At 73.4% G+C, this 25,089-nt stretch carries 23 protein-coding genes and 1 tRNA gene; 11 read left to right on the top strand and 13 right to left on the bottom strand.

Going from position 1 to position 25,089, the window contains the following annotated elements; all coding sequences use genetic code 11:
- Window positions 1–14: 14 nt before the first annotated feature.
- Window positions 15–557 (bottom strand): TetR/AcrR family transcriptional regulator, encoded by a 543-nt coding sequence (locus C1N71_RS06180; protein WP_137755602.1) that lies wholly within the window; start codon window positions 555–557, stop codon window positions 15–17.
- Between the two features lie 65 nt (window positions 558–622).
- On the opposite strand from C1N71_RS06180, the gene C1N71_RS06175 reads away from it, so the two are divergent.
- From C1N71_RS06175 to C1N71_RS06155, 5 genes are all read left to right on the top strand, one after another.
- A complete protein-coding gene (locus C1N71_RS06175; RefSeq protein ID WP_254678122.1) occupies window positions 623–1,954 on the top strand; it encodes an MFS transporter in 1,332 nt (443 codons plus the stop codon).
- 44 nt (window positions 1,955–1,998) lie between these two features.
- The gene (locus C1N71_RS06170; RefSeq protein WP_137755600.1) at window positions 1,999–2,703 is read left to right on the top strand and encodes a maleylpyruvate isomerase family mycothiol-dependent enzyme; all 705 of its coding nucleotides are present in this window, start codon (window positions 1,999–2,001) and stop codon (window positions 2,701–2,703) included.
- 34 nt (window positions 2,704–2,737) lie between these two features.
- Window positions 2,738–2,947 (top strand): hypothetical protein, encoded by a 210-nt coding sequence (locus C1N71_RS06165; protein ID WP_137755599.1) that lies wholly within the window; start codon window positions 2,738–2,740, stop codon window positions 2,945–2,947.
- Between the two features lie 93 nt (window positions 2,948–3,040).
- Window positions 3,041–5,614 (top strand): valine--tRNA ligase, encoded by a 2,574-nt coding sequence (gene valS, locus C1N71_RS06160; protein WP_137755598.1) that lies wholly within the window; start codon window positions 3,041–3,043, stop codon window positions 5,612–5,614.
- Window positions 5,615–5,630: 16 nt separating this feature from the next.
- The gene (locus C1N71_RS06155) at window positions 5,631–5,858 is read left to right on the top strand and encodes a hypothetical protein (protein ID WP_137755597.1); all 228 of its coding nucleotides are present in this window, start codon (window positions 5,631–5,633) and stop codon (window positions 5,856–5,858) included.
- A 21-nt stretch (window positions 5,859–5,879) separates the two neighbouring features.
- On the opposite strand, the gene C1N71_RS06150 is transcribed toward C1N71_RS06155, so the two are convergent.
- From C1N71_RS06150 to C1N71_RS06140, 3 genes are all read right to left on the bottom strand, one after another.
- Window positions 5,880–6,677: a methyltransferase domain-containing protein gene (locus C1N71_RS06150; RefSeq protein WP_137755596.1), complete on the bottom strand. Its 798-nt coding sequence runs from the start codon at window positions 6,675–6,677 to the stop codon at window positions 5,880–5,882.
- Window positions 6,678–6,686: 9 nt separating this feature from the next.
- Window positions 6,687–8,531, bottom strand: a complete 1,845-nt coding sequence (locus tag C1N71_RS06145; protein ID WP_175414127.1) for a vWA domain-containing protein — start codon at window positions 8,529–8,531, stop codon at window positions 6,687–6,689.
- A gap of 76 nt (window positions 8,532–8,607) precedes the next feature.
- On the bottom strand, window positions 8,608–9,609 hold the full coding sequence (locus C1N71_RS06140; RefSeq protein WP_175414126.1) for a serine/threonine-protein kinase: 1,002 nt from the start codon (window positions 9,607–9,609) through the stop codon (window positions 8,608–8,610).
- Between the two features lie 48 nt (window positions 9,610–9,657).
- Between C1N71_RS06140 and C1N71_RS06135 the strand changes: the two genes are divergently transcribed.
- Window positions 9,658–11,688, top strand: a complete 2,031-nt coding sequence (locus tag C1N71_RS06135) for a M3 family metallopeptidase (RefSeq protein ID WP_137755593.1) — start codon at window positions 9,658–9,660, stop codon at window positions 11,686–11,688.
- 15 nt (window positions 11,689–11,703) lie between these two features.
- Here C1N71_RS06135 and C1N71_RS06130 read toward each other — a convergent pair whose 3' ends face one another.
- The 4 genes from C1N71_RS06130 to clpX are packed head-to-tail and all read right to left on the bottom strand — an operon-like array spanning window position 11,704 to window position 16,939.
- Entirely contained in the window at window positions 11,704–13,779 is a 2,076-nt protein-coding gene (locus C1N71_RS06130) for an iron ABC transporter permease (RefSeq protein ID WP_137755592.1), read from the bottom strand.
- Entirely contained in the window at window positions 13,776–14,750 is a 975-nt protein-coding gene (locus C1N71_RS06125; RefSeq protein WP_175414125.1) for an ABC transporter substrate-binding protein, read from the bottom strand. Before C1N71_RS06125 ends, C1N71_RS06130 begins: the two co-directional genes overlap by 4 nt.
- Before the next feature lie 49 nt (window positions 14,751–14,799).
- Window positions 14,800–15,609, bottom strand: a complete 810-nt coding sequence (locus C1N71_RS06120) for an ABC transporter ATP-binding protein (RefSeq protein WP_254678121.1) — start codon at window positions 15,607–15,609, stop codon at window positions 14,800–14,802.
- 52 nt (window positions 15,610–15,661) lie between these two features.
- A complete protein-coding gene (gene clpX / locus C1N71_RS06115; protein ID WP_137755590.1) occupies window positions 15,662–16,939 on the bottom strand; it encodes an ATP-dependent Clp protease ATP-binding subunit ClpX in 1,278 nt (425 codons plus the stop codon).
- 115 nt (window positions 16,940–17,054) lie between these two features.
- Here clpX and C1N71_RS06110 point away from each other — a divergent pair, with 115 nt between their 5' ends.
- Window positions 17,055–17,750 (top strand): copper resistance CopC family protein, encoded by a 696-nt coding sequence (locus tag C1N71_RS06110; RefSeq protein WP_137755589.1) that lies wholly within the window; start codon window positions 17,055–17,057, stop codon window positions 17,748–17,750.
- A gap of 69 nt (window positions 17,751–17,819) precedes the next feature.
- Here C1N71_RS06110 and C1N71_RS06105 read toward each other — a convergent pair whose 3' ends face one another.
- The 4 genes from C1N71_RS06105 to C1N71_RS06090 form a co-directional block, all read right to left on the bottom strand.
- Window positions 17,820–18,482, bottom strand: a complete 663-nt coding sequence (locus tag C1N71_RS06105) for an ATP-dependent Clp protease proteolytic subunit (RefSeq protein ID WP_137755588.1) — start codon at window positions 18,480–18,482, stop codon at window positions 17,820–17,822.
- Window positions 18,479–19,075 carry an ATP-dependent Clp protease proteolytic subunit gene (locus C1N71_RS06100; protein WP_137755587.1) on the bottom strand — a complete coding sequence of 199 codons (597 nt, stop codon included), beginning with the start codon at window positions 19,073–19,075 and terminating at the stop codon, window positions 18,479–18,481. The genes C1N71_RS06105 and C1N71_RS06100 overlap by 4 nt, the downstream gene beginning before the upstream one ends.
- A gap of 123 nt (window positions 19,076–19,198) precedes the next feature.
- Window positions 19,199–20,551, bottom strand: coding sequence for a trigger factor (gene tig, locus C1N71_RS06095; protein WP_175414124.1), 1,353 nt, complete (start codon window positions 20,549–20,551; stop codon window positions 19,199–19,201).
- 46 nt (window positions 20,552–20,597) lie between these two features.
- Window positions 20,598–20,672: transfer RNA gene (locus tag C1N71_RS06090), tRNA-Pro, on the bottom strand.
- 174 nt (window positions 20,673–20,846) lie between these two features.
- On the opposite strand from C1N71_RS06090, the gene sigK reads away from it, so the two are divergent.
- From sigK to C1N71_RS06070, 4 genes are all read left to right on the top strand, one after another.
- A complete protein-coding gene (gene sigK / locus C1N71_RS06085) occupies window positions 20,847–21,434 on the top strand; it encodes an ECF RNA polymerase sigma factor SigK (RefSeq protein WP_175414123.1) in 588 nt (195 codons plus the stop codon).
- The gene (locus C1N71_RS06080; RefSeq protein WP_137755585.1) at window positions 21,434–22,243 is read left to right on the top strand and encodes an anti-sigma factor; all 810 of its coding nucleotides are present in this window, start codon (window positions 21,434–21,436) and stop codon (window positions 22,241–22,243) included. Before sigK ends, C1N71_RS06080 begins: the two co-directional genes overlap by 1 nt.
- A gap of 87 nt (window positions 22,244–22,330) precedes the next feature.
- Window positions 22,331–22,975: a DUF6226 family protein gene (locus C1N71_RS06075; protein ID WP_137755584.1), complete on the top strand. Its 645-nt coding sequence runs from the start codon at window positions 22,331–22,333 to the stop codon at window positions 22,973–22,975.
- Between the two features lie 203 nt (window positions 22,976–23,178).
- Window positions 23,179–23,856, top strand: a complete 678-nt coding sequence (locus C1N71_RS06070) for a fasciclin domain-containing protein (RefSeq protein ID WP_137755583.1) — start codon at window positions 23,179–23,181, stop codon at window positions 23,854–23,856.
- Window positions 23,857–23,942: 86 nt separating this feature from the next.
- Here C1N71_RS06070 and moaA read toward each other — a convergent pair whose 3' ends face one another.
- Window positions 23,943–25,025, bottom strand: coding sequence for a GTP 3',8-cyclase MoaA (moaA, locus tag C1N71_RS06065; protein WP_137755582.1), 1,083 nt, complete (start codon window positions 25,023–25,025; stop codon window positions 23,943–23,945).
- Between the last annotated feature and the right edge of the window lie 64 nt (window positions 25,026–25,089).

The following is a 25,089-nucleotide window of genomic DNA, read 5'->3' as shown; positions in this document are numbered from 1 at the left end:
CGGCCCGGACCGGCTCAGCCCAGGGCAGCGCCCGCACGGCGCACGGCGTCGGCCGCCGGGCCGCGCGCGCGACCGTCCTGCGACCACTCGACGACCGCGGTCGCGGCGGCGGTGACGAGCGCGGCGGCGACGTGCAGCGCCGCGCGGCCCTCACGGGCCCGCAGGGTGCGCTCGATGCGAGCGACGAGCGGCTCGAGGCGCTCGAAGACCGACTGGCGCAGCACCTGGTCGGTGCCCATGATCGCCGTCTCGCGCAGCATCCAGGGCACACGATCGCCCCACGGCTCGAGCGCCGCCGCGATCGCATCGACGACGGCTGCGCGATCCATGCCGTCCGCGAGGCTGATGCGCCCGAGCACCTGGTCGACGTCGTGCCACAGGAGGTCGGACTTCGCGCCGACGTAGCCGAAGAACGCGCTGCGGGAGATGCCCGCGCGCCGCGCGATGTCGTCGATCGACGTCGACTCGTAGCCCTGCTCGAGGAAGAGCTCGACCGCCGCCTCCTCGAGGTCCGGGACCGAGGTGGAGCGCGGCCTGCCGCGGACGCCTGATGCCATGGCACTACAGTATGCGAGGGCCCACGGCGTTCCTGGACCCGATCCACCATCTCCTTGGAGCATCCGTGAGCAGCATCTCGCGCACCTCGAGCCCCCGCCGCGTCGCCGCGGCAGCCACGATCGGCACCGCGCTCGAGTCGTACGACTTCTACGTCTACTCGTACTTCGCCGCGTTCTTCGCGGGCCCCTTCTTCTTCTCGGCGCTCGGCGACGCCGGCGCGCAGCTGGCGGCGTTCGCGACCATCGGCATCGCCTTCGTCGTGCGTCCGATCGGCGCGGTGCTCTTCGGGCACCTCGGCGACCGCCTCGGTCGGCGCCGCACGCTGATCCTCACCGTGACGCTCATGGGCGTCGCGACGGGGCTCGTGGGCCTGCTGCCCACGGGCACCGAGTGGGCCGCCATGAGCGCCGTCGTCCTCGTGCTGCTGCGCGTCGTGCAGGGCCTGTCGCTCGGCGGCGAGTGGGGTGGGGCGATCCTGCTCGCGACCGAGCACGCCGACGCGCGCCGCCGGCCGTTCTTCGCCTCGCTGCCGCAGCTCGGCTCCCCCATCGGCTCCGTCGCGGCGGGCGGCCTCATGCTCGCGCTGTTCTTCGGGCTCGGCCCCGAGGCGGTGTCGGCGTGGGGCTGGCGCATCCCCTTCCTCGTGGCGATCCCGCTCATCGCCGTGTCGCTCTACCTGCGCGCGTCGGTCGACGAGACGCCCGTCTTCCAGGCCCTCGAGCGTCGCGGCGAGCGCGAGCGCGTGCCCGTCGTCGCCGCCATCGTGCGCCAGCCGGCCGCCTTCGTCGTCGCGATCCTCACGGCGCTGCTCGGCATCGGCTCGTACTCGCTCATGAACACCTACACGATGGACTACGGCGCCGAGTCGCTCGGCTTCGACCCCATGCAGCTGCTGCTCGCCGCCACGATCGGCGGTCTCCTGCAGTTCGTGACGGTGCCGGCCTTCGGCTGGCTCGCGACCCGCATCGGCTCGCCGACCGTGGTCGCGATCGGCGCGATCGGCACCCTCGCGATCGCCTTCCCCATGTACTGGCTGCTCTCGAGCGCGAGCTTCGCGTTCCTCGTCACGATGATGCTCGTCGGCGGCGTGCTGCCGACGGCGTCGTGGGCGGCGCTCGGCGGCACCATGAGCGAGCTCTTCCGCGGACGGCACGCGTACTCGGCGCTGTCGATGGCGTACGCGGTCGCGGCCGTCGTCTCGGGCTTCATCCCGCTCGTCACCGACGCGCTCGGCGAGGCCACCGCCGGCGCGTGGTGGCACCCCGGCGTCGTGCTCGCGGCGCTGTCGCTCGCGACGCTCGTCGGCGCCCTCGCGGCCCGGTCGATGCGCAAGCTCGGCGACGAGGAGGCCGACGCGGCGCTCGCGGAGCCCGCACGGGAGGCCGTGCGCGTCTGACGCGACCGATCGCGCACGCGGGCGGCGGATGGCACGATCGGCTCGTGACCATCCCGCCGCCCGACCTGCGCATCCACCTGGCCCGCGAGGTGCGCGCCATGGTCGCGCTCGCGCGCCGCGCCGACGACGAGGACGCGTGGGATGCTCCCGTGCCCTCGTGCCCGGGCTGGTCGCTGCGCGACCTCGTCGCGCACGTCGGCGGGATCGAGCGGTGGGTGCTGCACGCCCTCGCGCATGGCGACGGCGACGCGCCCGCGCCGCGCGTGCCGGACGACGCGGGCCTCGCCGCGTGGCTCGCGGGCTCGGCGCAGGCGCTGCTCGAGGCGCTCGCGGTCGACCCGGCGACGCCCGCGTGGACGATGGCGCCGCCGAGGACCGTCGGCTTCTGGATCCGCAGGCAGGCGCACGAGCACGCGATCCACGCGTGGGACGCGGCCGTCGCGCTCGGGGATGCGCCGTCCCTCGACGCGGGCCTCGCCGCCGATGGCATCGAGGAGGTCGTCGGCACACTGTGGCCCAGGCAGCTACGGCTCGGCCGCGTCGTCGCCCCGGACCTCGGGCTCGCCCTCGTCGCCGACGGCGGCGGCACCTGGCTTCTGGGCGGCGAGGCGGCGACGACGCTCGCCGGCGACGCCGAAGCGCTCGCGCTCGCGCTGTGGCACCGCATCCCGGCCGACGACCCCCGCCTGCGCTGGTCGGGCGACGTCACCGTCGGCCGCTCCGTGCTCGCGCTGCCCCTCGCGCCCTGACCGGCCAGCACCCCCCGCTGGCTACGCTCGAGGCATGCTGCGCCGCATCCCCCGCGCCACCTGGATCCTCGTCGCCGTCGCCGCCGTGCTCGGCCTCGTCGGCATGACGATGGAGCACATGCTCGTGCGGGACGTGCTGCTCATGGGGTCGATCGGCACGCTGGCGTTCGCACTCATCCTGGTGATCAAGCCCAGCCGCGAGCGGCGCTACCCCGACGCGCCGCCGAGCGACGACGCGCCCTGACCCGGTCCGCCCGATCCATCGCGGATCGATAGACTCGAGCGCACAACCAGGCATCCACGGACACGATGCCGCGCAGAGCGAGAAGGGGACGCCATGAGCGCCATGCCGGAGAAGCCCGCCCTCGAGGGACTCGAGGCCAAGTGGGACGCCCGCTGGGAGCAGGAGGGCACGTACCGGTTCGACCGCACGGGCCAGAGCCGCGAGACGATCTACTCGATCGACACGCCGCCGCCGACCGCCTCCGGATCGCTCCACGTCGGCCACGTCTTCTCGTACTCGCACACCGACGTCATCGCGCGCTTCCAGCGCATGCGCGGTCGCACGGTCTTCTATCCGATGGGCTGGGACGACAACGGCCTGCCCACGGAGCGCCGCGTGCAGAACTACTACGGCGTGCGCGTCGACCCCGCGCTGCCGTACGACCCGGGCTTCACGCCGCCGTTCGACGGCGACGCACCTGCCAAGGCGCAGCAGGTGCCGGTGTCGCGGCAGAACTTCATCGAGCTGTGCGAGCGCCTCACCGAGGAGGACGAGCGTCGCTTCGAGGAGCTGTGGCGCACGCTCGGCCTGTCGGTCGACTGGTCGCAGACGTACCGCACGATCTCGGACCATGCGCGCGCGACGAGCCAGCGCGCGTTCCTGCGCAACCTCGAACGCGGCGAGGCCTACCAGTCGGACGCGCCGACGCTGTGGGACGTGACGTTCCGCTCCGCCGTCGCGCAGGCGGAGCTCGAGGACCGCGAGCAGCCCGGCACGTTCCACACGCTGCTGTTCACGAGCACCGACGGCGACCTGCGCATCGACACGACGCGCCCCGAGCTGCTGCCCGCGTGCGTCGCGGTCGTCGCGCATCCGGACGACGAGCGCTACCGGCACCTCGTCGGCACGACGGTGCGCACGCCGGTCTTCGACGTCGAGGTGCCCTTCGTGGCGCACCACCTCGCGCAGCCCGACAAGGGCACGGGCGTCGCGATGATCTGCACGTTCGGCGACATGACCGACGTGATCTGGTGGCGCGAGCTCGACCTGCCCGCTCGCGCCGTCATCGGCTTCGACGGCCGCTTCCTCGCCGAGGCGCCGAGCGCCATCGTCTCGGAGGCGGGCACGGCGCTCTACGCGGAGCTCGCGGGCAAGACCGTGTTCTCCGCCAAGGAGGCGATCGTCGCCGCGCTGACGGCGGCGGGTCGCACCGTCGGCGAGCCGCGCCGCATCACGCATCCCGTGAAGTTCTACGAGAAGGGCGACAAGCCGCTCGAGATCGTCTCGACGCGGCAGTGGTACATCCGCAACGGCGGCCGCGACGCCGAGCTGCGCGAGCGCCTGCTCGAGCTCGGGCGCGGCATCGAGTGGCACCCCGACCACATGCGCGTGCGCTACGAGAACTGGGTGCAGGGCCTCGCGGGCGACTGGCTCATCTCGCGTCAGCGCTTCTTCGGCGTGCCCATCCCCGTCTGGTACCGCGTGGGCGAGGACGGCGAGACGCGCTTCGACGACGTGCTGCTGCCGAACCCGTCGCAGCTCCCCGTCGATCCGTCGACCGACGTCCCCGATGGCTTCGACGCCTCGCAGCGCGGCCAGGCGGGCGGCTTCGTCGGCGAGGTCGACATCATGGACACGTGGGCGACGTCGTCCCTCACCCCGCAGCTCGCCGGCGGCTGGGGCGGCGTCGACGACGAGCTCTGGGACCTCGTGGCGCCGTTCGACCTGCGCCCGCAGGGCCAGGACATCATCCGCACCTGGCTGTTCTCGACCGCGCTGCGAGCGCTCTTCGAGGGCGGCAGGGCGCCGTGGCGGCACACGGCCATCTCGGGCTGGATCCTCGATCCCGACCGCAAGAAGATGTCGAAGTCGAAGGGCAACGTCGTCACGCCGCTCGGCATGCTCGAGGAGCACGGCGCCGACGGCGTGCGCTACTGGGCGCTGTCGTCGCGCCTCGGCGTCGACGCGACGCTCGACCCGCAGAACCCGAAGATGATCAAGATCGGTCGTCGCCTGGCGATGAAGGTGCTGAACGCGGCGCGCTTCGTGTACCAGATGGAGGGCGAGCCGGGCGAGATCGCGAACCCGATCGACATCGACATGCTCGCCGAGCTCGGGCAGGTCGTCGACCAGGCGACCGCGGCGCTCGAGCGCTACGACCACGCGCGGGCCCTCGAGCTCACGGAGACGTTCTTCTGGACGTTCTGCGACGACTACCTCGAGGTCGTGAAGCAGCGCGCGTACCAGGGCGACGAGATCGGCCGCGCCTCCGCGATCGGCGCGCTGCGCGCGGCGATCGACGTGCTGCTGCGCCTCCTCGCACCCGTGCTGCCGTTCGCGACCGAGGAGGTCTGGTCGTGGACGCACGAGGGCTCGATCCACGTCGCGGCGTGGCCGACCCGGGCCGACCTGCCGACGAGCGCGAGCCCCACGGGGCTGCTGCCCGCCGTGTCGGAGGCGCTCATCGGCATCCGCCGCGCGAAGTCGGACGCGAAGGCGAGCCAGCGCACGCCCGTGCGGCACGCCGTGCTCGCGGCGCCCTCGACGCAGCTCGGGCTCCTCGAGCAGGCCGCGCACGACCTGGCCGACGTCGGCCGCATCGAGCACCTGGAGATCGTCGCGGGCGACGAGATCGCCGTGCGCTCGATCGAGCTCGCGCCCGAGTCGGAGCAGCAGGCGGGTCGCTGATGGACGCGGATCGCTGATGCAGATCGGCTCCCGCTGGCCGGTCGGCGGCGACGCACCCGCGTCGCTGCCGCCGGTCGTGCGCGAGGCGATCGCGGCGGAGGAGCGCACGCTCGTCGACCTCGGCGCGGACACGACGGGGTGGGGCTGGACGCTCACCTACCTCGAGGGATCGCCCGTCGTCGAGTGCGACGACGGCACCCGCATCACCCTCGCCGACGACGGCGTGCTCGTCGAGCGGGACTGAGTCCGCGGCGGCCGCGGCGTCTCAGCCGCGCGCGACGATCCAGCCGTGGATCATCGCCATCCACCCGTCGGGATCGGCCGCCCACGCCTTCCACGCGTCCGCGATGGCCACGCGGTCCTCGTGGGTCGCGAGCCCGTGCGCGTCGGTGCCGGACGCGAAGCTCGACGCGAGCGCCCGCTCGGCCCACTGGCCTCCCCACCACGCGCGGGCGGCGTCGCTCTCGAAGCACCACGTCTCGACGTCGGTCGCGACGGACGCGAAGCCCGCGGCGCGCGCCCACGCCTTCAGGTGCGATCCCGCGTCGGCCTCGCCGCCGTTGGCGCGCTGCAGCGCGACGATGATGCGTCGCCACTCGGTCAGGGCCTCGCTCGCCGGATGGATCGTCGTCGCCGAGTAGACGACGTCGCGCGCCGCCACGATGCCGCACGTGACGCGCCGCCACTCCGCGAGCGCTGCGACGGGGTCGCCGAGGTGCTGCAGCACCTGATGCGCGTGCACGACGTCGAACGCGCCGTCGGCGGCGCCCAGCGCGTACGCGTCCCCGACCTCGAAGCGCACGTTCGTCACGCCCGACGTCTCCGCGAGGGCCCGTGCCTGCGCGACCACCTCGGCGCTCGCATCGACGCCCACGACCTCGCCGTCGCCGACCCGCCGTGCGAGGTCGATCGTGATGGACCCCGGCCCGCATCCGACGTCGAGGATGCGCTGGCCCGGCTCGAGGTACGGCACGAGGTAGGCGGCGGAGTTCTGCACGGTGCGCGCCGCGTGCGCGCGCGTGACGGACTCGTGGTGACCGTGGGAGTAGACGACGTCGCTCACCCCGCGAGCCTACGACGCCGCGGGGCGCCCGCCGCGCCGACGCCGCACGGCGATCGCGACGCCGACGCCGACGAGCACGAGGCCGACGGTCCCGAGCACGATGCCCAGCACGTCAGGGCCGGTCGCCGCGTCGTCCGAGCCGCCCGCCGCCGCCGCATCCGACGTCGCCGGCTGCGGCGGCGGCGCGACGTACTCGGGGCCGGGACCGGCCTCGCCCTCCAGCGCCGTCGTGAGCGTGTACGGGATCGTGCTCGTCATCGGCGTCGCGGCGCCGCTCGCCGACACGACGATCGTGTACGTCCCGGCGATCGACGGGCACGTCGACGCGCACGACGCCGTGCGGCTCGCGTACGCCACGGGAGGGACCGCGACCGTCATGGTCGGGATCGTGCCGGGAGCGAGCCGCACGAAGTCCGGCCCCACGTTCCCCGCGAGCACGTCGGCGCGGTAGGGATCGGCGACGTCGAGCGTCACGAAGAGCCCGTCGAGCCCCGGCGGGCTCGTCGGCACGTCGGCCTGGATGCGCAGCTCCTGCCCCCATCCGACCTCGATCGCGAGCGTCTGCGACTCCCCCGGCGCCACGTCGAGCGCGTACGCCACGCCGGGCTCGATCGTCGGCGCGTCCGAGAAGGCGGTGCCGGGCACGAGGTCGTCGACCGTCGCGGCGGCGGCGAGCGACCATCCCTCGCCGGCCTCGGTCGCCGCGGGCGGCAGATCCTGCCCCGCGACGATCGGCGGCTCCTCCGTCACGACGATCTCGACGCGCTGGCCGGCGAGCGCCCCGCCGTCGCGCACCTCGAGGATGACGTCGCCCTCCATGCACGCGGCATCGACGTCGCCCTGCGCGAGCCCGTCGGAGACGACGAGCGCCGTCGCCGCGAGGCGGTTCGCCTCGCTCGACGACCCGCCGGTCGCGACGCCCTCGGCGCAGCGGAAGCCGGACCGCGACTCGCCGCCCGGCGGGTACGCCGCTGCGAAGATGGACTCGTACGCGTCCGTGCCGTTGAGGGTCGTCAGCCCGACGTGGAGGGTCGACCCGGGGATCGTGCGCTCGAGGCGGTAGTAGCCGTCGGTCGAGCCGAGCGTCCCGAGCCAGGAGCCGGTGGCGAGCGCGGTGGCGTCCTGCTCGGTCGCACCCGCCTCGATCGGCTCGCCGGTGAGGGCGAAGGGACGGAAGGCGCGAGTGGCGAGCGCGCCGATCGCGGCGGTGAGGGTGTCGGTGTCGTCGGCATCGACGTACGAGCCCCCGGTCGCACTCGCGATGCACGACAGCTGGGCGCGCGCCGCCGCGTCGACGTCGAGGCCGACGACGTTCACGACGAGCTCGACGCCCGCGGCCTGCAGCGACGCCGCGACCTCGCACGGGTCGGGCTGGCAGTTCGACAGGCCGTCGGAGACGAGCAGGATCGTGCGGCGGCCCTCGTCGCCGAGGTCCGCGGCGGCACCGAGGAGACCGGCGCCGATCGGCGTCTCCCCGTACGGCTCGTACGCGTCGACGGCGTCCGCGAGCGCGTCGCGGTCTACGGCGCCCACCGGCACCACCTGCTGCGTGTCCTCGCACGCGCCCGCCGTCTCCTGGCCCACCACCGTCGCGCCGAACACGCGGAAGCCGACCTGCGCGTCGTCGTCGAGCGCGCCGATCGCCGCGTCGAGCGCGGTGCGGGCGGCGTCGATCCGTGGCGCGCCGCTCGCGTCGGGCTCGGCCATCGAGCCGGATGCGTCGAGCAGGAGCACGAGCCGCGCGTCGTCGACCTCGTCCCCCGGTGCGGGAGCCGCGGCGGCGACGCCCGCTCCCGTCGCCGCGAGGGCACCCGTCAGCACGGCAGCGCCCGCGCGCATCCACGTCGTCCGCATCGCCCATCCTCCGCTCGTCCAGGCGGACGTCACGGTACCCGCCCGTGCTGCGACGACGCCGAACGCGTCGGGCGCCTCAGCGCGGCAGCAGCAGCGCGACCGCAGCGGCGCACAGCGCCGCGCCCACCGTGACGAGCGCGGCGGGCAGCAGCAGGCCGCGACGCGACGCGCGAGCGGGCGGTGCCGTGGGCGCGGATGCCTGGATGCGCAGCGCGCTCGCCGCCTCGGCGGCACGCTGCCAGCGTCCGGTCTCGTCGGTGCCCGGCCCCTCGGCCGTCCAGCCGGCGGGCAGCGGCGGCAGGCGGTCCGGCACGACGACCGAGCCGTCGAGCGGCGCATGGGCGAGGCCCGTCGCATCGATCGCCGCGCGCACCTGCGCGGGCGTCGGTCGCGCCGCGGGATCCTCGTGCGTCATCGCGGCGGCGATCGCGAGCAGCGGCTCCGGGGGCGCGGCGCGCAGGGCCGGGGCGTCGGCGGCGAGGCCGAGCCGCAGCTGCGCGAGCAGCACGCCGGCGGCGAACACGTCGATCGGCGGCGCCGTCGAGCCGGCCTCCCACGCCTCGGGAGCGAGGTAGCGGCGGGTGCCGAGCACGAGCGAGCCCTCCGTGAGCCGCGGATCCTCCTCGCGCCGCGCGATGCCGAAGTCGCCGAGGTACGCGTGCGGCTCGCCCGCGCCCGTCGGTCGCAGCAGCACGTTGCCGGGCTTCACGTCGCGATGCGTCACGCCCTCCGCGTGCACCGCCGACAGGGCGTCCGCGAGCTGCAGTGCCACGCGCGCGGCCCACGGCGCCGGCAGCGTGCCGCGCTCGTCGAGCAGCTGCAGCAGCGAGCCGCCCGCGACGAGCGGCATCGTCAGCAGCACGCCCTCGTCGTCGCCCGCCCAGCCGACGGGGGTGACGACGTGCGGATGCCGGATGCGCACGGCCTGCTCCCGCAGGAAGCGCAGCAGGAAGACCGCGTCGGCCTCGCGCAGCACCTTCGCGGCGCGCCACACGTGGTCGCGGCCGTCCCACGCCCGCCAGACCACCCCGTACGCGCCACGACCGATCTCGTCGACGAGGACGTACCGACCGCTCATGCGCACGGTCGTCATCGTAGGCGCGCGGCCCGCACCTAGGCTGGCGGCATGCGGAACCCCTTCTTCGAGCCCTCCCCCCTGCCCTACCAGCTGCCGCCGTTCGCGGACATCCGCGACGAGCACTACCGGCCGGCGTTCGAGGCGGGCTTCGCGCAGCAGCTCGAGGAGATCGCCGCGATCACGACGCAGGAGGGCACGCCGACGTTCGACGACACCATCGCGCCGCTCGAGGCGTCCGGTGCGATCCTCGAGCGCGTCGGCCACGTCTTCTTCGCGCTCTCCTCCGCCGACACGACGCCGTTCCTCGACGAGCTCGAGGCCGAGATCGCGCCGCGCTGGGCGGCGCACTCGGACGCGATCGAGCTCGACCCCGCGCTCTACGCGCGCATCTCCCACCTCCACGAGCACCCCGATCCGGCATGGACGCCCGAGCAGGCGTGGGTCGTCGAGCAGTGGCACCTGCGCATGACGCTCGCGGGCGCCGGCCTCGACGAGGCGAGCACGACGCGCCTCAAGGAGCTGAACCAGCGCCTCGCGACCCTCACGACGACGTTCGACCAGCAGCTGCAGGCCGACACGAACGACCTCGCGGTCGTCGTGGACGCGGCCGAGGAGCTCGACGGTCTGTCGGCCGGCGACATCGCCTCGGCAGCGCAGGCCGCCGCGGACCGCGGCCTCGAGGGCAAGCACCTCATCACCCTGCCGCTGTTCTCGGGCCATCCCTGGCTCGCGCAGCTCACGAACCGCGCGCTGCGCCAGCGCATCATGGAGGCCTCCCTCGCGCGCGGCACGCGCGGGAACGCGCACGACAACCGCGCCGTGATCCTCGAGATCGTGGCCCTGCGCGCCGAGCGCGCCGCCCTGCTCGGCTTCCCCACGCACGCGCACGTCGTGACGGCGGAGGCGACGGCGAAGACGCCCGAGGCGGTCGACGCCATGCTCTCGCGCCTCGCGCCGGCCGCGGCGCGCAACGCGGCGGCGGAGGCCGCCGACCTGCAGGCGCTCGTCGACGAGGCCGGCGAGGGCTACGAGCTCGCATCGTGGGACTGGGCGTTCTGGACCGAGCGGCTGCGCACGGCCCGCTACGACGTCGACACGCAGGCCCTCAAGCCGTACTTCCCGGCCGAGCGCGTGCTGCAGGACGGTGTCTTCGCCGCCGCGACCCAGATCTACGGCGTCACGTTCACCGAGCGCGACGACCTGCACGGCTACCACCCCGACGTCCGCGTCTTCGAGGTGCACGACGCCGACGGCAGCGAGGTCGGCCTGTATCTGCTCGACCTCCACACGCGCGACTCGAAGCGCGGCGGCGCGTGGATGAACCCGCTCATCTCGCAGAACCGCCTGCTGGGGCATCCGACCGTCGTCATGAACAACCTCAACGTGCCGAAGCCGCCCGCAGGCTCCCCCACGCTGCTGACGTTCGACGAGACGAACACGCTCTTCCACGAGTTCGGGCACGCGCTCCACGGCCTGTTCGCGATCGTCGGCTACCCGAGCGTCGCCGGCACGAACGTGCCGCGCGACTTCGTCGAGTTCCCGAGCCAGGTGAACGAGATGTGGATGCTGTGGCCCGGCATCGTCGAGCGCTACGCGCGCCACGTCGAGACCGGCGAGCCGATCCCCGCCGACGTGCTCGAGCGCATCCGCGCGACCGAGACCTTCGACCAGGGCCACGCGACGAGCGAGTACCTCGCGGCCGCGCTGCTCGACCAGGCGTGGCACTCGCTCGCGCCCGGCGAGCAGGTGCAGGACGTCGCCGCGTTCGAGCGCGCGGCGCTCGAGCGCGTCGGGCTCCTCCTCGACACCGTGCCGACGCGCTACTCGTCCGGCTACTTCCAGCACGTCTTCTCGGGCGGCTACTCCGCGGCGTACTACTCGTACATCTGGTCCGAGGTGCTCGACGCCGACACCGTGCAGTGGTTCGAGGAGCACGGCGCCACGCGCGAGTCGGGGCAGCGGTTCCGCGACCGGCTGCTGGGCGTCGGCGGCTCGAAGGACCCGCTCGAGGCGTACCGCGACTTCCGCGGCCGCGACGCGGAGCTCGCGCCGCTGCTGCGGCGCCGCGGCCTCGAGTGAGGTCGCGGCGCTGCGTCAGCCCTGGCGCACGCGCCTGGACTGCAGCACGAGCAGGATGAAGTAGGGGACGCCGACGATGGCGGTCATGACGCCGGCGGGCAGCTGCTCGGGGAAGATGAGGCGTCGCCCGAGCAGGTCGGCGGTGCCGACGAGCGCGGCGCCGAGCAGGATGGCGAGCGGCACGAAGCGGTGGTGCGCCGAGCCGACGAGCGAGCGAGCGGCGTGCGGCGCGATGAGGCCCACGAACGCGACGACGCCGACGGCCGCGACCGCGGTCGCCGTGAGGAGCACGGCGAGCACGAGGGCGACGAGCTGCATGCGTGCGAGGCGCACGCCGAGCAGGCGTGGCGTGTCCTGATCGAGCTGCACGAGGTCGAGGTCGTGCCGCATGCCCCACGCCAGCGCGCCGCACACGACGATCGCGACGAGCACGGGCAGCGAGTCCTCGAAGCCGCGGCCGTAGGTGCTGCCGCCGAGCCACACGATCGCCTTTGACGCGTTCCACGGATCCGTCGTCGTGATGAGCAGGCTCGTCAGCGCGCCGAAGGCGGCGCTCACCCCGATGCCCGTGAGCACGAGCCGCAGCGTGCCGAGCATCCGCCAGCCCGTGACCGCGAGCACGATGCCGGCGGCGAGCACGGCGCCCACGAGCGCACCGCCGGCGATGAGCCAGCCGGAGGCTGCGGCCGACAGCGTGATGACCGTGACGGCGCCGAGGCCCGCGCCGTTCGCGACGCCCAGCAGGTACGGGTCGGCGAGCGGGTTGCGCGCCACGGTCTGCACGAGCGAGCCGCCGAGCGCGAGCGCCGCACCGGCGAGCACGCCTGCGAGGACGCGCGGCGCACCCACGTCGAGCGCGAGGGTGACCTCGCGGCCGGCGACGCCCTGCAGCCAGTTGACGAGGTCGCCGAGCAGCATCGGGCGCCCGCCGACGAGCAGCGCCACGACCACGACTGCGACGAGCACGGCGCCCGCGATCGCCATCGGGATCCACGCGCGCCGGAAGACGGAGCGCTCGCCGAGGCCCGCCATCTGCTCGGCCTGGTTCGCGCCCGGCAGCGTGCGTGCGAGCACGACGAGGAAGACGGCGCCGAGGATGCTCGTGACGACGCCGGTCGGCACGTCGAGCGAGGCGCGGCCCTGCAGCACGGCGCGCAGCAGCACGTCGGCGCCCACGACGAGCACCGCGCCCGCGAGGCCCGCGATCGGCAGCGCGACGACGTGCCGATGCAGCCCGGACACGCGCGAGCCGAGGAGTCGGATGGCGGCGGGCGCCGCGAGACCCACGAAGCCGATGGGGCCGGCGATCGCGACGGCGCTCGCCGCGAGCAGCACGGCCGCGAGCAGCGTGGAGAGGCGCAGCGAGCGCACCCCGACCCCGAGCAGCGAGGCCGTGTCCTCGCCGAGCGCGAGGAGGTCGAGCCTGCGTGCGAGGAGCAGCAGCACGACGACGCTCACGGCGACGACGGGCAGCGCCTGCGCGACGGTGTCGATGCCGTTCTGCGACAGCCGCCCCACGCCCCACGCGTACAGGCCGCGGGTCTGCTGCTCTGCGAGCAGGATCGTGACGACCACGACGCTCTGCAACGCGAGCGCGAACGCGGTGCCGACGAGGATCATCCGCGTGCTCTGCCCCTTGCCGCGCCCGATGGCGACGACGACGGCCGCGGCGGCGAGGCCGCCGACGAAGGCGAGCGCCGCCCCGCCGACGAAGGGCAGCGTGATGCCGAGGGCCGCCGTGACGCCGAGCGCGGCTGCGGCCCCGGCGTTGACCGCGAGCGTGTCGGGCGACGCGAGCGGGTTGCGCACGAGCGACTGCATCGCGTAGCCGGCGACGCCGAGCGCCAGCCCGACGACGAGCGCCGCGGCGAGCCTGGGCACGCGACCGTCCTGCAGGATCGCGTCGGAGGTGCGGTCGCCGAGCGCCCACGCGACGACGTCGCCGAAGCCGAGCGACGTCGTGCCCTGCGAGAGGTGCCAGACGGCCAGGGGCGCGAGGAGCACGACGAGGGCGACCGCGAGCGCTCCGACGCCGGCGCCGATGCGCCGCGCGGGCGCCGGCGTCGGAGCGCTCGCGGTCGCCGTGCTCATGCCTGGACGGCTGCGACGAGCTCGTCGAGGTACATGGACACCGAGTGGACGCCGCCGAAGAGCCAGATGCCGTCGGGCAGACGGTGCACGTGGCCCTCCTGCACCGCCACGAGTCCCGTATAGATCGCGTTGGAGAGCAGGTCCTGCGAGAACACGTCGCGGTCGCCGACCGTCATGTAGACGATCTGCGCGTCGTCGGGGAGGTCCGTGAGCCCCTCGACGTCCGTGATGCCGAGGCCGTACTGCGGGTCGCCCTCGCCCGTGAGCGCGTTCGCGAAGCCGATGCGATCGGCGGCGGCCGCGAGCAGCGAGCCGTCCTCGTAGGTCCGGATCTCGACCTGGCCACCGTTCTCGTACCCGTCGAGGTGCGCGATGGGCGTATCTGCGAGCCCGGCATCCTCGACCGTGGTCTCCAGCTCGTCGAGGTGCGCCTCGAAGTCCGCGATGGCGGCCTCGGCCTCGTCCTCGCGGCCCGTGGCCTCGCCGACGAGCCGCAGGTCGGAGAGCATCGTGTCGAGCGGCGCCGACGCGTCGGCGGCCTGCAGGATGACGACGGGGGCGATGGCCTCGAGCTGCTCGACCTGCTCGTCGGTGCCGCCCTGCACGCCGATGATGAGGTCGGGCGCGATCTCGGCGATGGCGTCGATGCTCGACTCGCCGCGCGTGCCCACGTCGACCGGATCGCCCTCGAGCGGCTCGCCCGTGCCCGACCAGTCCTCGTAGCCCTCGACGTCGGCGACGCCGGCGAGCTCGAGGCCGACCGTCTGCACGTGCTCGACCGCGACCCACTCGAGCGCGACGACGCGCTCGGCGTTCGCCGGGACCTCGACCTCGACGCCGCGGGCGTCCGTCACCGTGACGGTGTCGCCGGAGGCGGCACCCTCCTCCTCGGGCGCCTCGGTGGTGCCGCAGCCCGTCAGGGCGAGCGCGACGGCGGCCGCAGCGGCCGCCATGGTCATGGTGCGACGCATGGTCGTTCCTCTCGTCGGGCGCGCCGATGCGCGCCGCTGGGTGGCCGCGTCAGGCGGCGGCGTGGATGCGTCGCCTGCGACGCGTCGGACGGATGCGCAGATGCCCATCCGAGTCGGTCGCGACGTCGATGGCGACGCCGTACGCCAAGCTCAGGCGCTCGGCGGTCAGCACCTCGCGCGGAGCGCCGGAGGCGACGATGCGGCCGTCGACGAGCAGCACGGCGTCGTCGGCCACGTCGGCGGCCTGGTCGAGGTCGTGCAGCACCACGCCCACTGCCACGCCGTCGTCGGCGAGCTCGCGCACGATGTCGAGGATCTCGATCTGGAAGCGCAGGTCGAGGTAGGTGGTCGGCTCGTCGAGCAGCACGATGCCCGTGTGCTGGGCGAGGCAGGAGGCGAGCCACACGCGCTGGCGCTGCCCGCCGGAGACCTCGGCGACCGGACGGTCGGCGAGGTCGGCGACGCCCGTCGCCGCGAGGGCCCGGTCCACGATCGCGGCACCCTCCGGGTCGCGTCGGCGCAGGCGTCCGCGATGCGGGAAGCGCCCGTATTCGACGATCTCGCGCACCGTGACGCCCGACGGCGTCGGCCGCGACTGGGCCAGCATCGCCACGCGCTGCGCGAGCTGACGCTCGTTGAGGTCCGCGGCGAGGGTGCCGTCGCCGTAGACGATCGCGCCGTCGGCCGGCCGATGGAGGCTCGTGAGCCCGCGCAGGAGCGTGGACTTGCCGCTGCCGTTCGGGCCGACGAGCACGGTCACGCGCCCCGGCTCCAGCGTGATCGACGCGTCGTGCACGACGTCGCGCCTGCCGTACGCCAGGCGCAGGTCGGTCGCGGAGAGGCGCTGCGGATCGGTCACACAGGCAAGGCTACCCTTACTTCGATCCTCGGCGCGAACGCAGTCGTGCGGATCAGGCGGAGAGCTGCTCGATCTCGTCGGCGGTGAGCATGACGGGCGTCTCCCCCGCCGTCACCGACTCCTCGGTCACGATGACGCGGGCGACGCCCTCGTGCGAGGGCACCTCGAACATCACGGGCGAGAGGATGTCCTCGAGGATCGCGCGCAGCCCGCGCGCACCCGTCTTGCGCGAGACCGCGAGGTCGGCGATCGCGTCGAGCGCCGCGGGCTCGAAGTCGAGGCGCACGCCGTCGAGCTCGAACATGCGCTGGTACTGCTTCACGAGCGCGTTGCGGGGCTCGGTGAGGATCTCGACGAGGGCGGCGCGATCGAGCGGCGAGACGGTGGCGATGACGGGGAGACGACCGATGAACTCGGGGATGAGCCCGAACTTGTGCAGGTCCTCCGGCAGCACCTCGCTGAAGATGTCGAGGTCCGCCTTCGCCGACGAGATCTCGGCGCCGAAGCCGATGCCGCGCTTGCCCGCGCGCCCCGCGATGATGTCCTCGAGGCCCGCGAAGGCGCCGGCGACGATGAACAGCACGTTCGACGTGTCGATCTGGATGAACTCGGAGTTCGGGTGCTTGCGACCGCCCTGCGGCGGCACCGACGCGACGGTGCCCTCGAGGATCTTGAGCAGCGCCTGCTGCACGCCCTCGCCGGAGACGTCGCGGGTGATCGACGGGTTCTCGGCCTTGCGCGCGACCTTGTCGATCTCGTCGATGAAGATGATGCCGGTCTCGGCGCGCTTGACGTCGAAGTCGGCGGCCTGGATGAGCTTCAGCAGGATGTTCTCGACGTCCTCGCCGACGTAGCCCGCCTCCGTGAGCGCCGTCGCGTCGGCGACGGCGAACGGCACGTCGAGGCGCCTCGCGAGCGTCGAGGCGAGGTAGGACTTGCCGCAGCCGGTCGGCCCCACCATGAGGATGTTGGACTTCTGCAGCTCGACCTGCTCGCGCGCCGCCTCGGCGCTCGAGAGGGACTGCATCGCCTGCACGCGCTTGTAGTGGTTGTAGACGGCGACCGACAGCGAGCGCTTCGCGGGACGCTGCCCGACGACGTACTCCTCGAGGAAGTCGAAGATCTCCTTCGGCTTCGGCAGCGGCACGTCGGCGTCCGGCGTCGTCTCGCCCGCCTCCGCGAGCCGCTCCTCGATGATCTCGTTGCAGAGCTCGACGCACTCGTCGCAGATGTAGACCGCGGGGCCGGCGATGAGCTGCTGCACCTGCTTCTGGCTCTTGCCGCAGAAGGAGCACTTCAGCAGGTCGCCGCTCTCTCCGAGTCGTGCCATGGCACCGCTCCTTCCCCGTCGGTGAGTGAGAGCCTAGCGCCGCGCGCCGACAGGATCGTGCAGCATGACGCGTGGCGTCGGTTCGCGCCGGCACGCGCGCGGCTAGCGTGGATGCGTGATCCCGACCCTCGCCCTCGCCGCCGCCGCGGCGCTCGTCCTGCCCCTGCCTGCCCACGCGACGATCGTCGACACGAACCCGCAGGACGGCGCGACGATCACGTCGGTCCCCGCGGCCTTCACCGTGACGGCGAGCGAGGACGTGCTCGCGATCGACGGCTCCACGTCGAACGTCATCCTCATCACCGACCAGGCCGGCCTGTACTACGGCGACGGCTGCACGAGCGCGCAGGGCCCCACGCTCTCGACGACCGCGGCGCTCGGCGAGGCCGGCCTCTACACGATGCGCTACGGGCTCGTCTCGGCCGACGGCCACCCGATCGAGGGCGTCGTGACGTTCGCGTGGCAGCCCGGACCCGACGCCGTCGAGGTGCCCGGCACCGCCGGCGCGCCCGTCTGCGGTGCCGCCGCGCCGACGCCGAGCGCGTCGCCCAGCGCGGAGCCGAGCGCGTCGCCCGAGCCCTCCGCATCCGCCTCGGCCGAGCCGTCGACGACGAGCGAGCCGCCGTCGTCGAGCACGGCGCCGTCGACGCCGCCCACCGGCGGCGACGACGAGGGCGGCCTCTCCCCCTTCGCGTGGATCGGCATCGGCCTCGCGCTCGTCGCGGGCGTCGTCGGCGTGCTCGTCGCGACCCTCCGGGGCCGCCGCGGCAGGGATGCGGGCTCCGACGACGGCGGGACCGACGCACCCTGACGACGTCCGCACCGGCGCACGACGAAGGCCCCCGCGTCGCGGGGGCCTTCGTGCGTGGTCGGGAGGGTCTCAGCCCAGCAGCGCCGGCTGGGTCTTCCGCGACGTGAGCACCTGGTCGATGATGCCGTACTCGCGCGCCTCCTCCGCAGAGAGGAAGGTGTCGCGCTCGATGTCCTTCGACACCTTCGCGACCTCCTGCTTGGTGTGCGACGCGAGCGTCTCCTCGAGCCACTCGCGCATCCGCAGCACCTCGCGCGCCTGGATCTCGATGTCCGAGGCCTGGCCGCGCGACGCGTCGGACGTCGCGGGCTGGTGGATGAGGATGCGGGCGTTCGGCAGCGCCAGGCGCTTGCCGGGCTCGCCGGCGGCGAGCAGCACCGCCGCGGCCGACGCGGCCTGGCCGAGGCACACCGTCTGCACCTGCGGACGGATGTACTGCATCGTGTCGTAGATCGCCGTCATGGCGGTGAACGAGCCGCCGGGCGAGTTGATGTACATGACGATGTCGCGCTCGGGGTCCTGCGACTCGAGGACGAGCAGCTGGGCCATGATGTCGTCGGCCGACGCGTCGTCGACCTGCACGCCGAGGAAGATGATGCGGTCCTCGAAGAGCTTGTTGTACGGGTCCTGGCGCTTGAAGCCGTAGGGCGTGCGCTCCTCGAACTGCGGCAGGATGTAGCGCGACTGCGGCAGGGCGAGCGACTGGCCGCCGGCCTGGAACGTGGGGGTCATCGGTTCTCCTCCTGGTCGGTGCCGCCACCGCCGGACACGTCGGACGCCGACGCGCGGAGGTGGTCGACGAAGCCGTACTCGAGCGCCTCCTGCGCCGTGAACCAGCGGTCGCGGTCGCCGTCGGCGTTGACCTGCTCGACGGTCTTGCCCGTGCGCTCGGCCGTGATCTCGGCGAGGCGGCGCTTCATGTCGAGGATGAGCTGCGCCTGGGTCTGGATGTCGCTCGACGTGCCGCCGAAGCCGCCGTGCGGCTGGTGCAGGAGCACGCGGGCGTTGGGCGTGATGTAGCGCTTGCCGATCGTGCCGGACGTGAGGAGCAGCTGCCCCATGGACGCCGCCATGCCGATGCCGACCGTGACGATGTCGTTCGGCACGAACTGCATGGTGTCGTAGATCGCCATGCCCGCCGTGACCGAGCCGCCGGGCGAGTTGATGTAGAGGTAGATGTCCTTGTTGGGATCCTCGGCCGCGAGCAGCAGGATCTTCGCGCAGATCTCGTTCGCGTTGTCGTCGCGCACGTCCTCGCCGAGCCAGATGATGCGGTCTCGCAGCAGCCTGTCGAAGACGGTGGGCGGGAAGGCGGTTTCAGCCACGTCATGCTCCTTCGTTCGGTGCAACCCTATGGGGGTGGAACGCGCCGCCCGGGCGCTGTTCGCCGCAGGCGTGCGGGGACGACGAAGGGGCCCGACCGCGAGCGGTCGGGCCCCTTCGGCCGGTCAGTCCTGCGCGTCGGCGGCGATGCGCGCCTCGGCCTGGCGGATGGCCGCCTCGACGTCGCTCTCGGTCGTCTCGGGCTCCGTCTGCGTGAACTCCGACAGGTCGATCGTCTCGCCGTTCGCGTCCTTGACCTCGACCTGGCCGAGCGCCCACGTGAGCGCCTTGCCGCGGAGCAGGTCCGCGAGGATCGTGGGCAGCTGGCCGTTCTGCTGGAGGATCTCGACGAGCTCCTGCGGCGGCATCTGGTACTGGGCCGCCATCTGCATGACGTACTGCGACAGCTCGGTCTGCGAGACCTGCAGGTCCTGCTCCTCGGCGATGCGATCGAAGAGGATGCCGGAGCGGATCTGCTTCTGCGTCTCCTCCTGCACCTCGGCGCGATGGACGTCGTCCTCGAGGCGGTTCTCGCTCTCGAGGTGACGGTGCACCTCGTCCTCGACGGCCTGCGTCGGCACGGGGATGTCGGCGTCGGCGACGAGCGCCTCCTGCAGCGCCTGGCGGGCGTCCTGCGCCTGGCGCAGCGTCTCGCGGCGCGCCACGGTCGACGCGAGGTCCTCGCGGAGCTCGGCGATCGTGTCGAACTGGCTCGCCATCTGCGCGAAGTCGTCGTCCGCCTCCGGCAGCTCGCGCTCCTTCACGGCGGTGACCGTGACGGCCACCTCGGCGTCCGCCCCGGCGTGCTCGCCGCCGACGAGCGTCGACGTGAAGGTGGTCTCCTCGCCGGCCGTCAGCGTCTCGACCGCGTCGTCGATGCCGTCGAGCAGCTCGCCCGAGCCGACCTCGTAGGAGACGCCCGAGGCGCGATCGACCTCGGCGCCGTCGATCGTGGCGACGAGGTCGAGGGTCACGAAGTCGCCCTTGGCGGCCGGGCGGTCGACGGTGACGAGCGTGCCGAAGCGCGAGCGCAGCGTGTCGAGCTCGGCGTCGACGGCCTCGTCGCCGATGGCGACGGGGGCGACCTCGATGACGCGACCCTCGAGGGTCGGCATCTCGAAGTCGGGGCGGACGTCGACCTCGATCTCGAGCACGAGGTCGCCGGAGTAGTCCTTCACCTCGGGCCACGTGGCGATGTCGGCGCTCGGGCGTCCGAGGGGCTTGATGCCGGACTCGGCCACGCCGGCGCGGTAGTGCTCGTCGATCGACTCCGACACGGCCTGGCTCAGCACCTGGTCGCGCCCGATGCGCTGGTCGATGATGGCGGCAGGGACCTTGCCCTTGCGGAAGCCGGGGATCTGGATCTGCTCCGCGATCTCCTTGTAGGCAGCGTCGATGGCGGGACGCAGCTCCTCGGGCGTCACCGCGATGGTGAGCTTCGCGCGCGTCGGCTCGAGCTGCTCGACCGTGGTCTTCACGTGGGTCGTCTCCTGATGATCGGATTCGGGTGGTCGTCGTGCGGGGTCGGGGCGGCGGGATTCGAACCCGCGGCCTCCCGCTCCCAAAGCGGGTGCTCTAGCCAGGCTGAGCTACGCCCCGTGGGCGCCTGGCTCCAGGCAGGAGCCGCACCGAGCGATCCTATCCCACCGCCCGCCGGCGTCGGTCGACCCTGGCAATCCGCCATGCGAGCCGCTCCGAACACGCTGCGTGACGACGATCCCGGCCTCCTGGCAATCCCAGGGCGCTGGAGGACGGCGTGGGATGCTGGTGCGCGTGCAGTCCGTGCCCGAGCCCAGCCCCGTGACGTCGTCGCGGCGGGCGACCGACGTCGACGAGGCGCTCGTGCGCGTCGCCGGCGGCGATCGCGAGGCGTTCGCGGTCGTCTACGACGCGCTGTCGGCCCGGGTCTTCGGACTCGTGCTGCGCGTGCTCGTCGATCGCTCGCAGGCGGAGGAGGTGACCCAGGAGGTGTTCGTGGACATGTGGCGCAAGGCGCGGTCCTTCGACCCCTCCCGCGGCTCCGCCGTCGGCTGGTCGCTCGCGCTCGCGCACTCGAAGGCCGTCGATCGCGTGCGGTCGTCGCAGGCGCAGCGCGATCGCGACGAGCGCATCGGCATCCGCGACTCCGCGGCGCCGTTCGACGTCGTGAGCGAGACCGTCGACGTGAAGGTCGAGGGCGACCGCGTCCGCGCGGCCCTCGCGACGCTCACGGACGCGCACCGCGAGGCCATCGTGCTCGCCTACTTCGGCGGGCTGACGCAGACGGAGATCGCCGAGCGGCTGGACGCGCCGCTCGGCACGGTGAAGACGAGGCTGCGGGACGGCATGATCCGTCTGCGCGCCGCATTGGGGGTGTCGTGATGACCGATCGCGACGACGACATCGCGGCCCGGGCGCTCGACGCGCTCGGCCCGCAGGAGCGGCGGCGCTTCGACGCCGCCGCGGACGACCAGGCGCTCGCCGAGCTCGCGAGCATGCAGGAGGCGGCCGCCGCGCTCTCGGAGCCCATCGCCGCGGAGCCGCCCGCCGCGCTGCGTGCGAGCATCCTCGCGCAGATCGCGTCGACCGAGCAGCTCTCGCCCGAGCAGATCGCCGCCGAGGAGGCGCCGAACGTCACGCGCATGGAGCGTCGGCGCTCGCAGGAGGCGGCGGAGGACGGCGACCGCGAGCCCGAGCTGGTCGGCGGCGGCTCGACGATCGAGGGTCCGCGCTCGCTCGAGGCGCGCCGCCGCTGGTTCCGGCGGCCGGCGTCGCTGCTCGCGGCTGCCGCTGCCGCCGTCGTGCTGCTCGTGGGCGGCATCGGCATCGGGCAGGCCATCCGCACGCCCGATCCCGTGTCGACGCTCGTGCACGCAGCCGACGTCCGCACCCAGACCGCATCGCTGCCGGACGGTGCGCGCGCGACGCTGCTCTGGTCGCTCGAGCAGGGCGATGCCGCGCTCGTCGTCGAGGGCCTGGCGGCGCTCGACGCCGACGAGACCTACCAGGCGTGGTTCATGCCCGCCGAGGGCGACCCGATCCCCGCGGGCACCTTCGCGGGCGGCGACGGCAGCGTCGTGCACGCCCTCGACGGCGAGATGCACGAGGGCGAGGGCGTCGCGGTGACCGTCGAGCCCGAGGGCGGCTCCGAGCAGCCCACGTCGCAGCCGATCCTCGTCATGACCACGTAGGTCCCAGGCCCGCACGACGACGCCCCCGGCTCGATGGAGCCGGGGGCGTTCGTCGTGCGCGCGGCAGACCGGTGGGAGGATGCGGCCGTGCCGCCGTATGCCCGCCCCGCGATCGCCGCGCCGCCGGTCCTCGACCACGACGGCGCGCCGATCCCATACGGCGAGCGGTGGGGGTGGGACGGACCTCCGGAGGAGGCGTACTCGGTCGACGCCCATCCCGAGCGCTTCGCACCGCTCCATGCCGTCGCTGACGCACTCGTCGCCCACCTCCTCTCGACGTACGACGTGTTCGCCGAGTCCGTCGACGGCGCCACGCTCCTGCCGGGCTCGGCGCGGGTGGTGCTGCGAGCCGTGCGGCTGCGTCCCGCCTGCGACGACGCGGCAGGGCTCACGATCGGTTGGACCGTCTACCCGAGCGTGATCGTGCGCGCCGGCGCCGACGCCCGCGCGGTGGCACCCGTCTGCGGATGCGAGGCGTGCGACGAGACGTGGGATCGGGCGGCCGACGAGCTCGAGCGATTCGTGCTCGCGGTGGCTGACGGCCGACTCCAGGAGTCGCTCGACGACGATCGCGTCGGCGTCGCCGTCGAGGCACCGGAGGGCTCGTCGAGCGGGTGGACGATCGAGCACGACGCAGCACGACGCGCCGAGATCGGCGCGATCCTGGACGCCCGCCAAGGTGTCCGATGGCGGTCGTGGCCGCTGCGGGGCGAGGAGCGCTCCGGGGGGTGAGGCACGGCGGAGGTGCGAGGACAGGAGGCACCTCCGCCGTGCGTGCGTGCTTCGGAGCCGACCTCCCTCGCGGATGGAGGGGCTCCTCATCCGATGCCATCCGACCGACTTCCAATCCATCCCGACCGGTGCTCCGAAGCAATGACATGCCCGGCGTTCGCCGGGAACCCGTTCCAGCGATGGACAGTGGAAGGAGAGCTGTGATGCTCACCCGGAAGAACCCGCTCACCGCGGGACTCGTCATGGCAGGCGTCGCGACGTTCGCCCTCGTCGGCTGCTCGACCGGCTCGGACTCGGGCTCCGGCTCGGGCGAGTCCGAGGCCCCGGAGTCGTCGGCCTCGTCGTCGCCGATGGAGTCCGACTCGTCGATGGACCCGGCTGCGAACCTCGTCGGCTCGGGTTGCGCCGCCTACGCGGAGCAGGTGCCCGACGGCGCCGGCTCGGTCGAGGGCATGTCGCAGGACCCCGTCGCCACGGCGGCCTCGAACAACCCGCTCCTCACGCAGCTCACGGCTGCCGTGTCGGGCCAGCTGAACCCCGACGTCGACCTCGTCGACACGCTGAACAGCGGCGAGTACACGGTCTTCGCGCCGGTCGACGACGCGTTCGCCGCCCTGCCGGCCGACACCGTCGCCACGCTGCAGACGCCCGAGGGTGCTGCCACGCTGACCTCGGTGCTGACGTACCACGTCATCGAGGGCCAGATCGCTCCCGACGACATCGACGGCGAGCACACCACGCTCAACGGCGCCACGCTGACCGTCACGGGCTCGGGCGACGACATCATGGTCAACGACACCGCGACCGTCATCTGCGGTGGCGTCCAGACGGCGAACGCGACCGTCTACCTCATCGACCAGGTGCTGATGCCCCCGATGTGATGATGCGCTCGCGCATCCTCTGATCGACACGGGATGGGACGGGGTCGGCCTTCGGGCCGGCCCCGTCTCGCGTGCGCGGTGAGGACTCAGCCGCCGATGGCGTTCATCCCGCGCGACGGCTGCAGGAAGCCAGGATCGTCGATGGCATGGCCGGGCAGCTTGCCGCGGATGCACGCGCGCAGCACGGCGTCGATCGCCGCGTCGCTCGGGTCGGCGCCGCGCAGCACGGGCAGCAGGTCGTACTCGCTCGTCGAGAACAGGCAGTTGCGCAGCTGCCCGTCGGCGGTGAGCCGCAGACGGTCGCAGTCGCCGCAGAAGGGTGCGGTCACCGAGGCGATGACGCCCACGGTGTACGGGCGGCCATCGCCGTCCGCCGTGCCGGCGAGCGTCCAGCGCTCGGCCGGCGCGCCGCCCCGTCCGGGCACGGGGACGAGCTCCCACCGTGCCGAGAGCGCCGTCAGGATCTCCTCGCGCGTGACCATCGACGCGCGATCCCACGTGTGGCCGGCATCCAGCGGCATCTGCTCGATGAAGCGCAGCTGCGCGTCGTGCGCGATCGCGAACGCCACGAGGTCGACGAGCTCGTCGTCGTTGACGCCGCGCATCGCGACGGCGTTGAGCTTCAGCGGCCGCAGGCGCGACGCGCGCGCCGCCTCGATGCCCTCGAGCACGTCGGCGAGGCGGTCGCGGCGGGTGAGCGCGGCGAAGCGCTCGCGGTCGATCGTGTCGATCGAGACGTTGAGGCGTGACAGTCCCGCATCCACGAGCGCGGGCAGCAGCGCCGCGAGCCGGATGCCGTTCGTCGTCATCGCGACGTGCAGCCGCTCGCCGTCGACGCCGACGATGCGCGAGAGCCGGGCGACGACCTCGACGATGTCGGGACGCAGCAGCGGCTCGCCACCGGTGAGCCGGAGGGTCGTGATGCCGGACGCCGCGGCGACGCGCGCGACGCGCTCGATCTCGTCGAGCGTGAGGATGCTCGACCGGGCGAGCCACTCCATCCCCTGCTCGGGCATGCAGTACGTGCAGCGCAGCGAGCACCGGTCGGTGAGCGAGATGCGCAGGTCGCGGTGCACGCGGCCGAAGCCGTCGACGAGCGGGCCCGAGCCGGTCTCGGCCGACTCGACGTCCGGCCGGCGACGACCGATCGAGACGGGCGTCGCGGTCATGCGCGCGCCTCGCCCCGCGTCGTGCGCGCCGGCTCCATGCCCCGACGCTACCGGCATCGACGGG

The organism is Agrococcus sp. SGAir0287 (assembly GCF_005484985.1).
In the GTDB taxonomy this organism is placed as follows: domain Bacteria; phylum Actinomycetota; class Actinomycetes; order Actinomycetales; family Microbacteriaceae; genus Agrococcus.
This window is presented reverse-complemented; position numbering and strand designations above follow the sequence as displayed.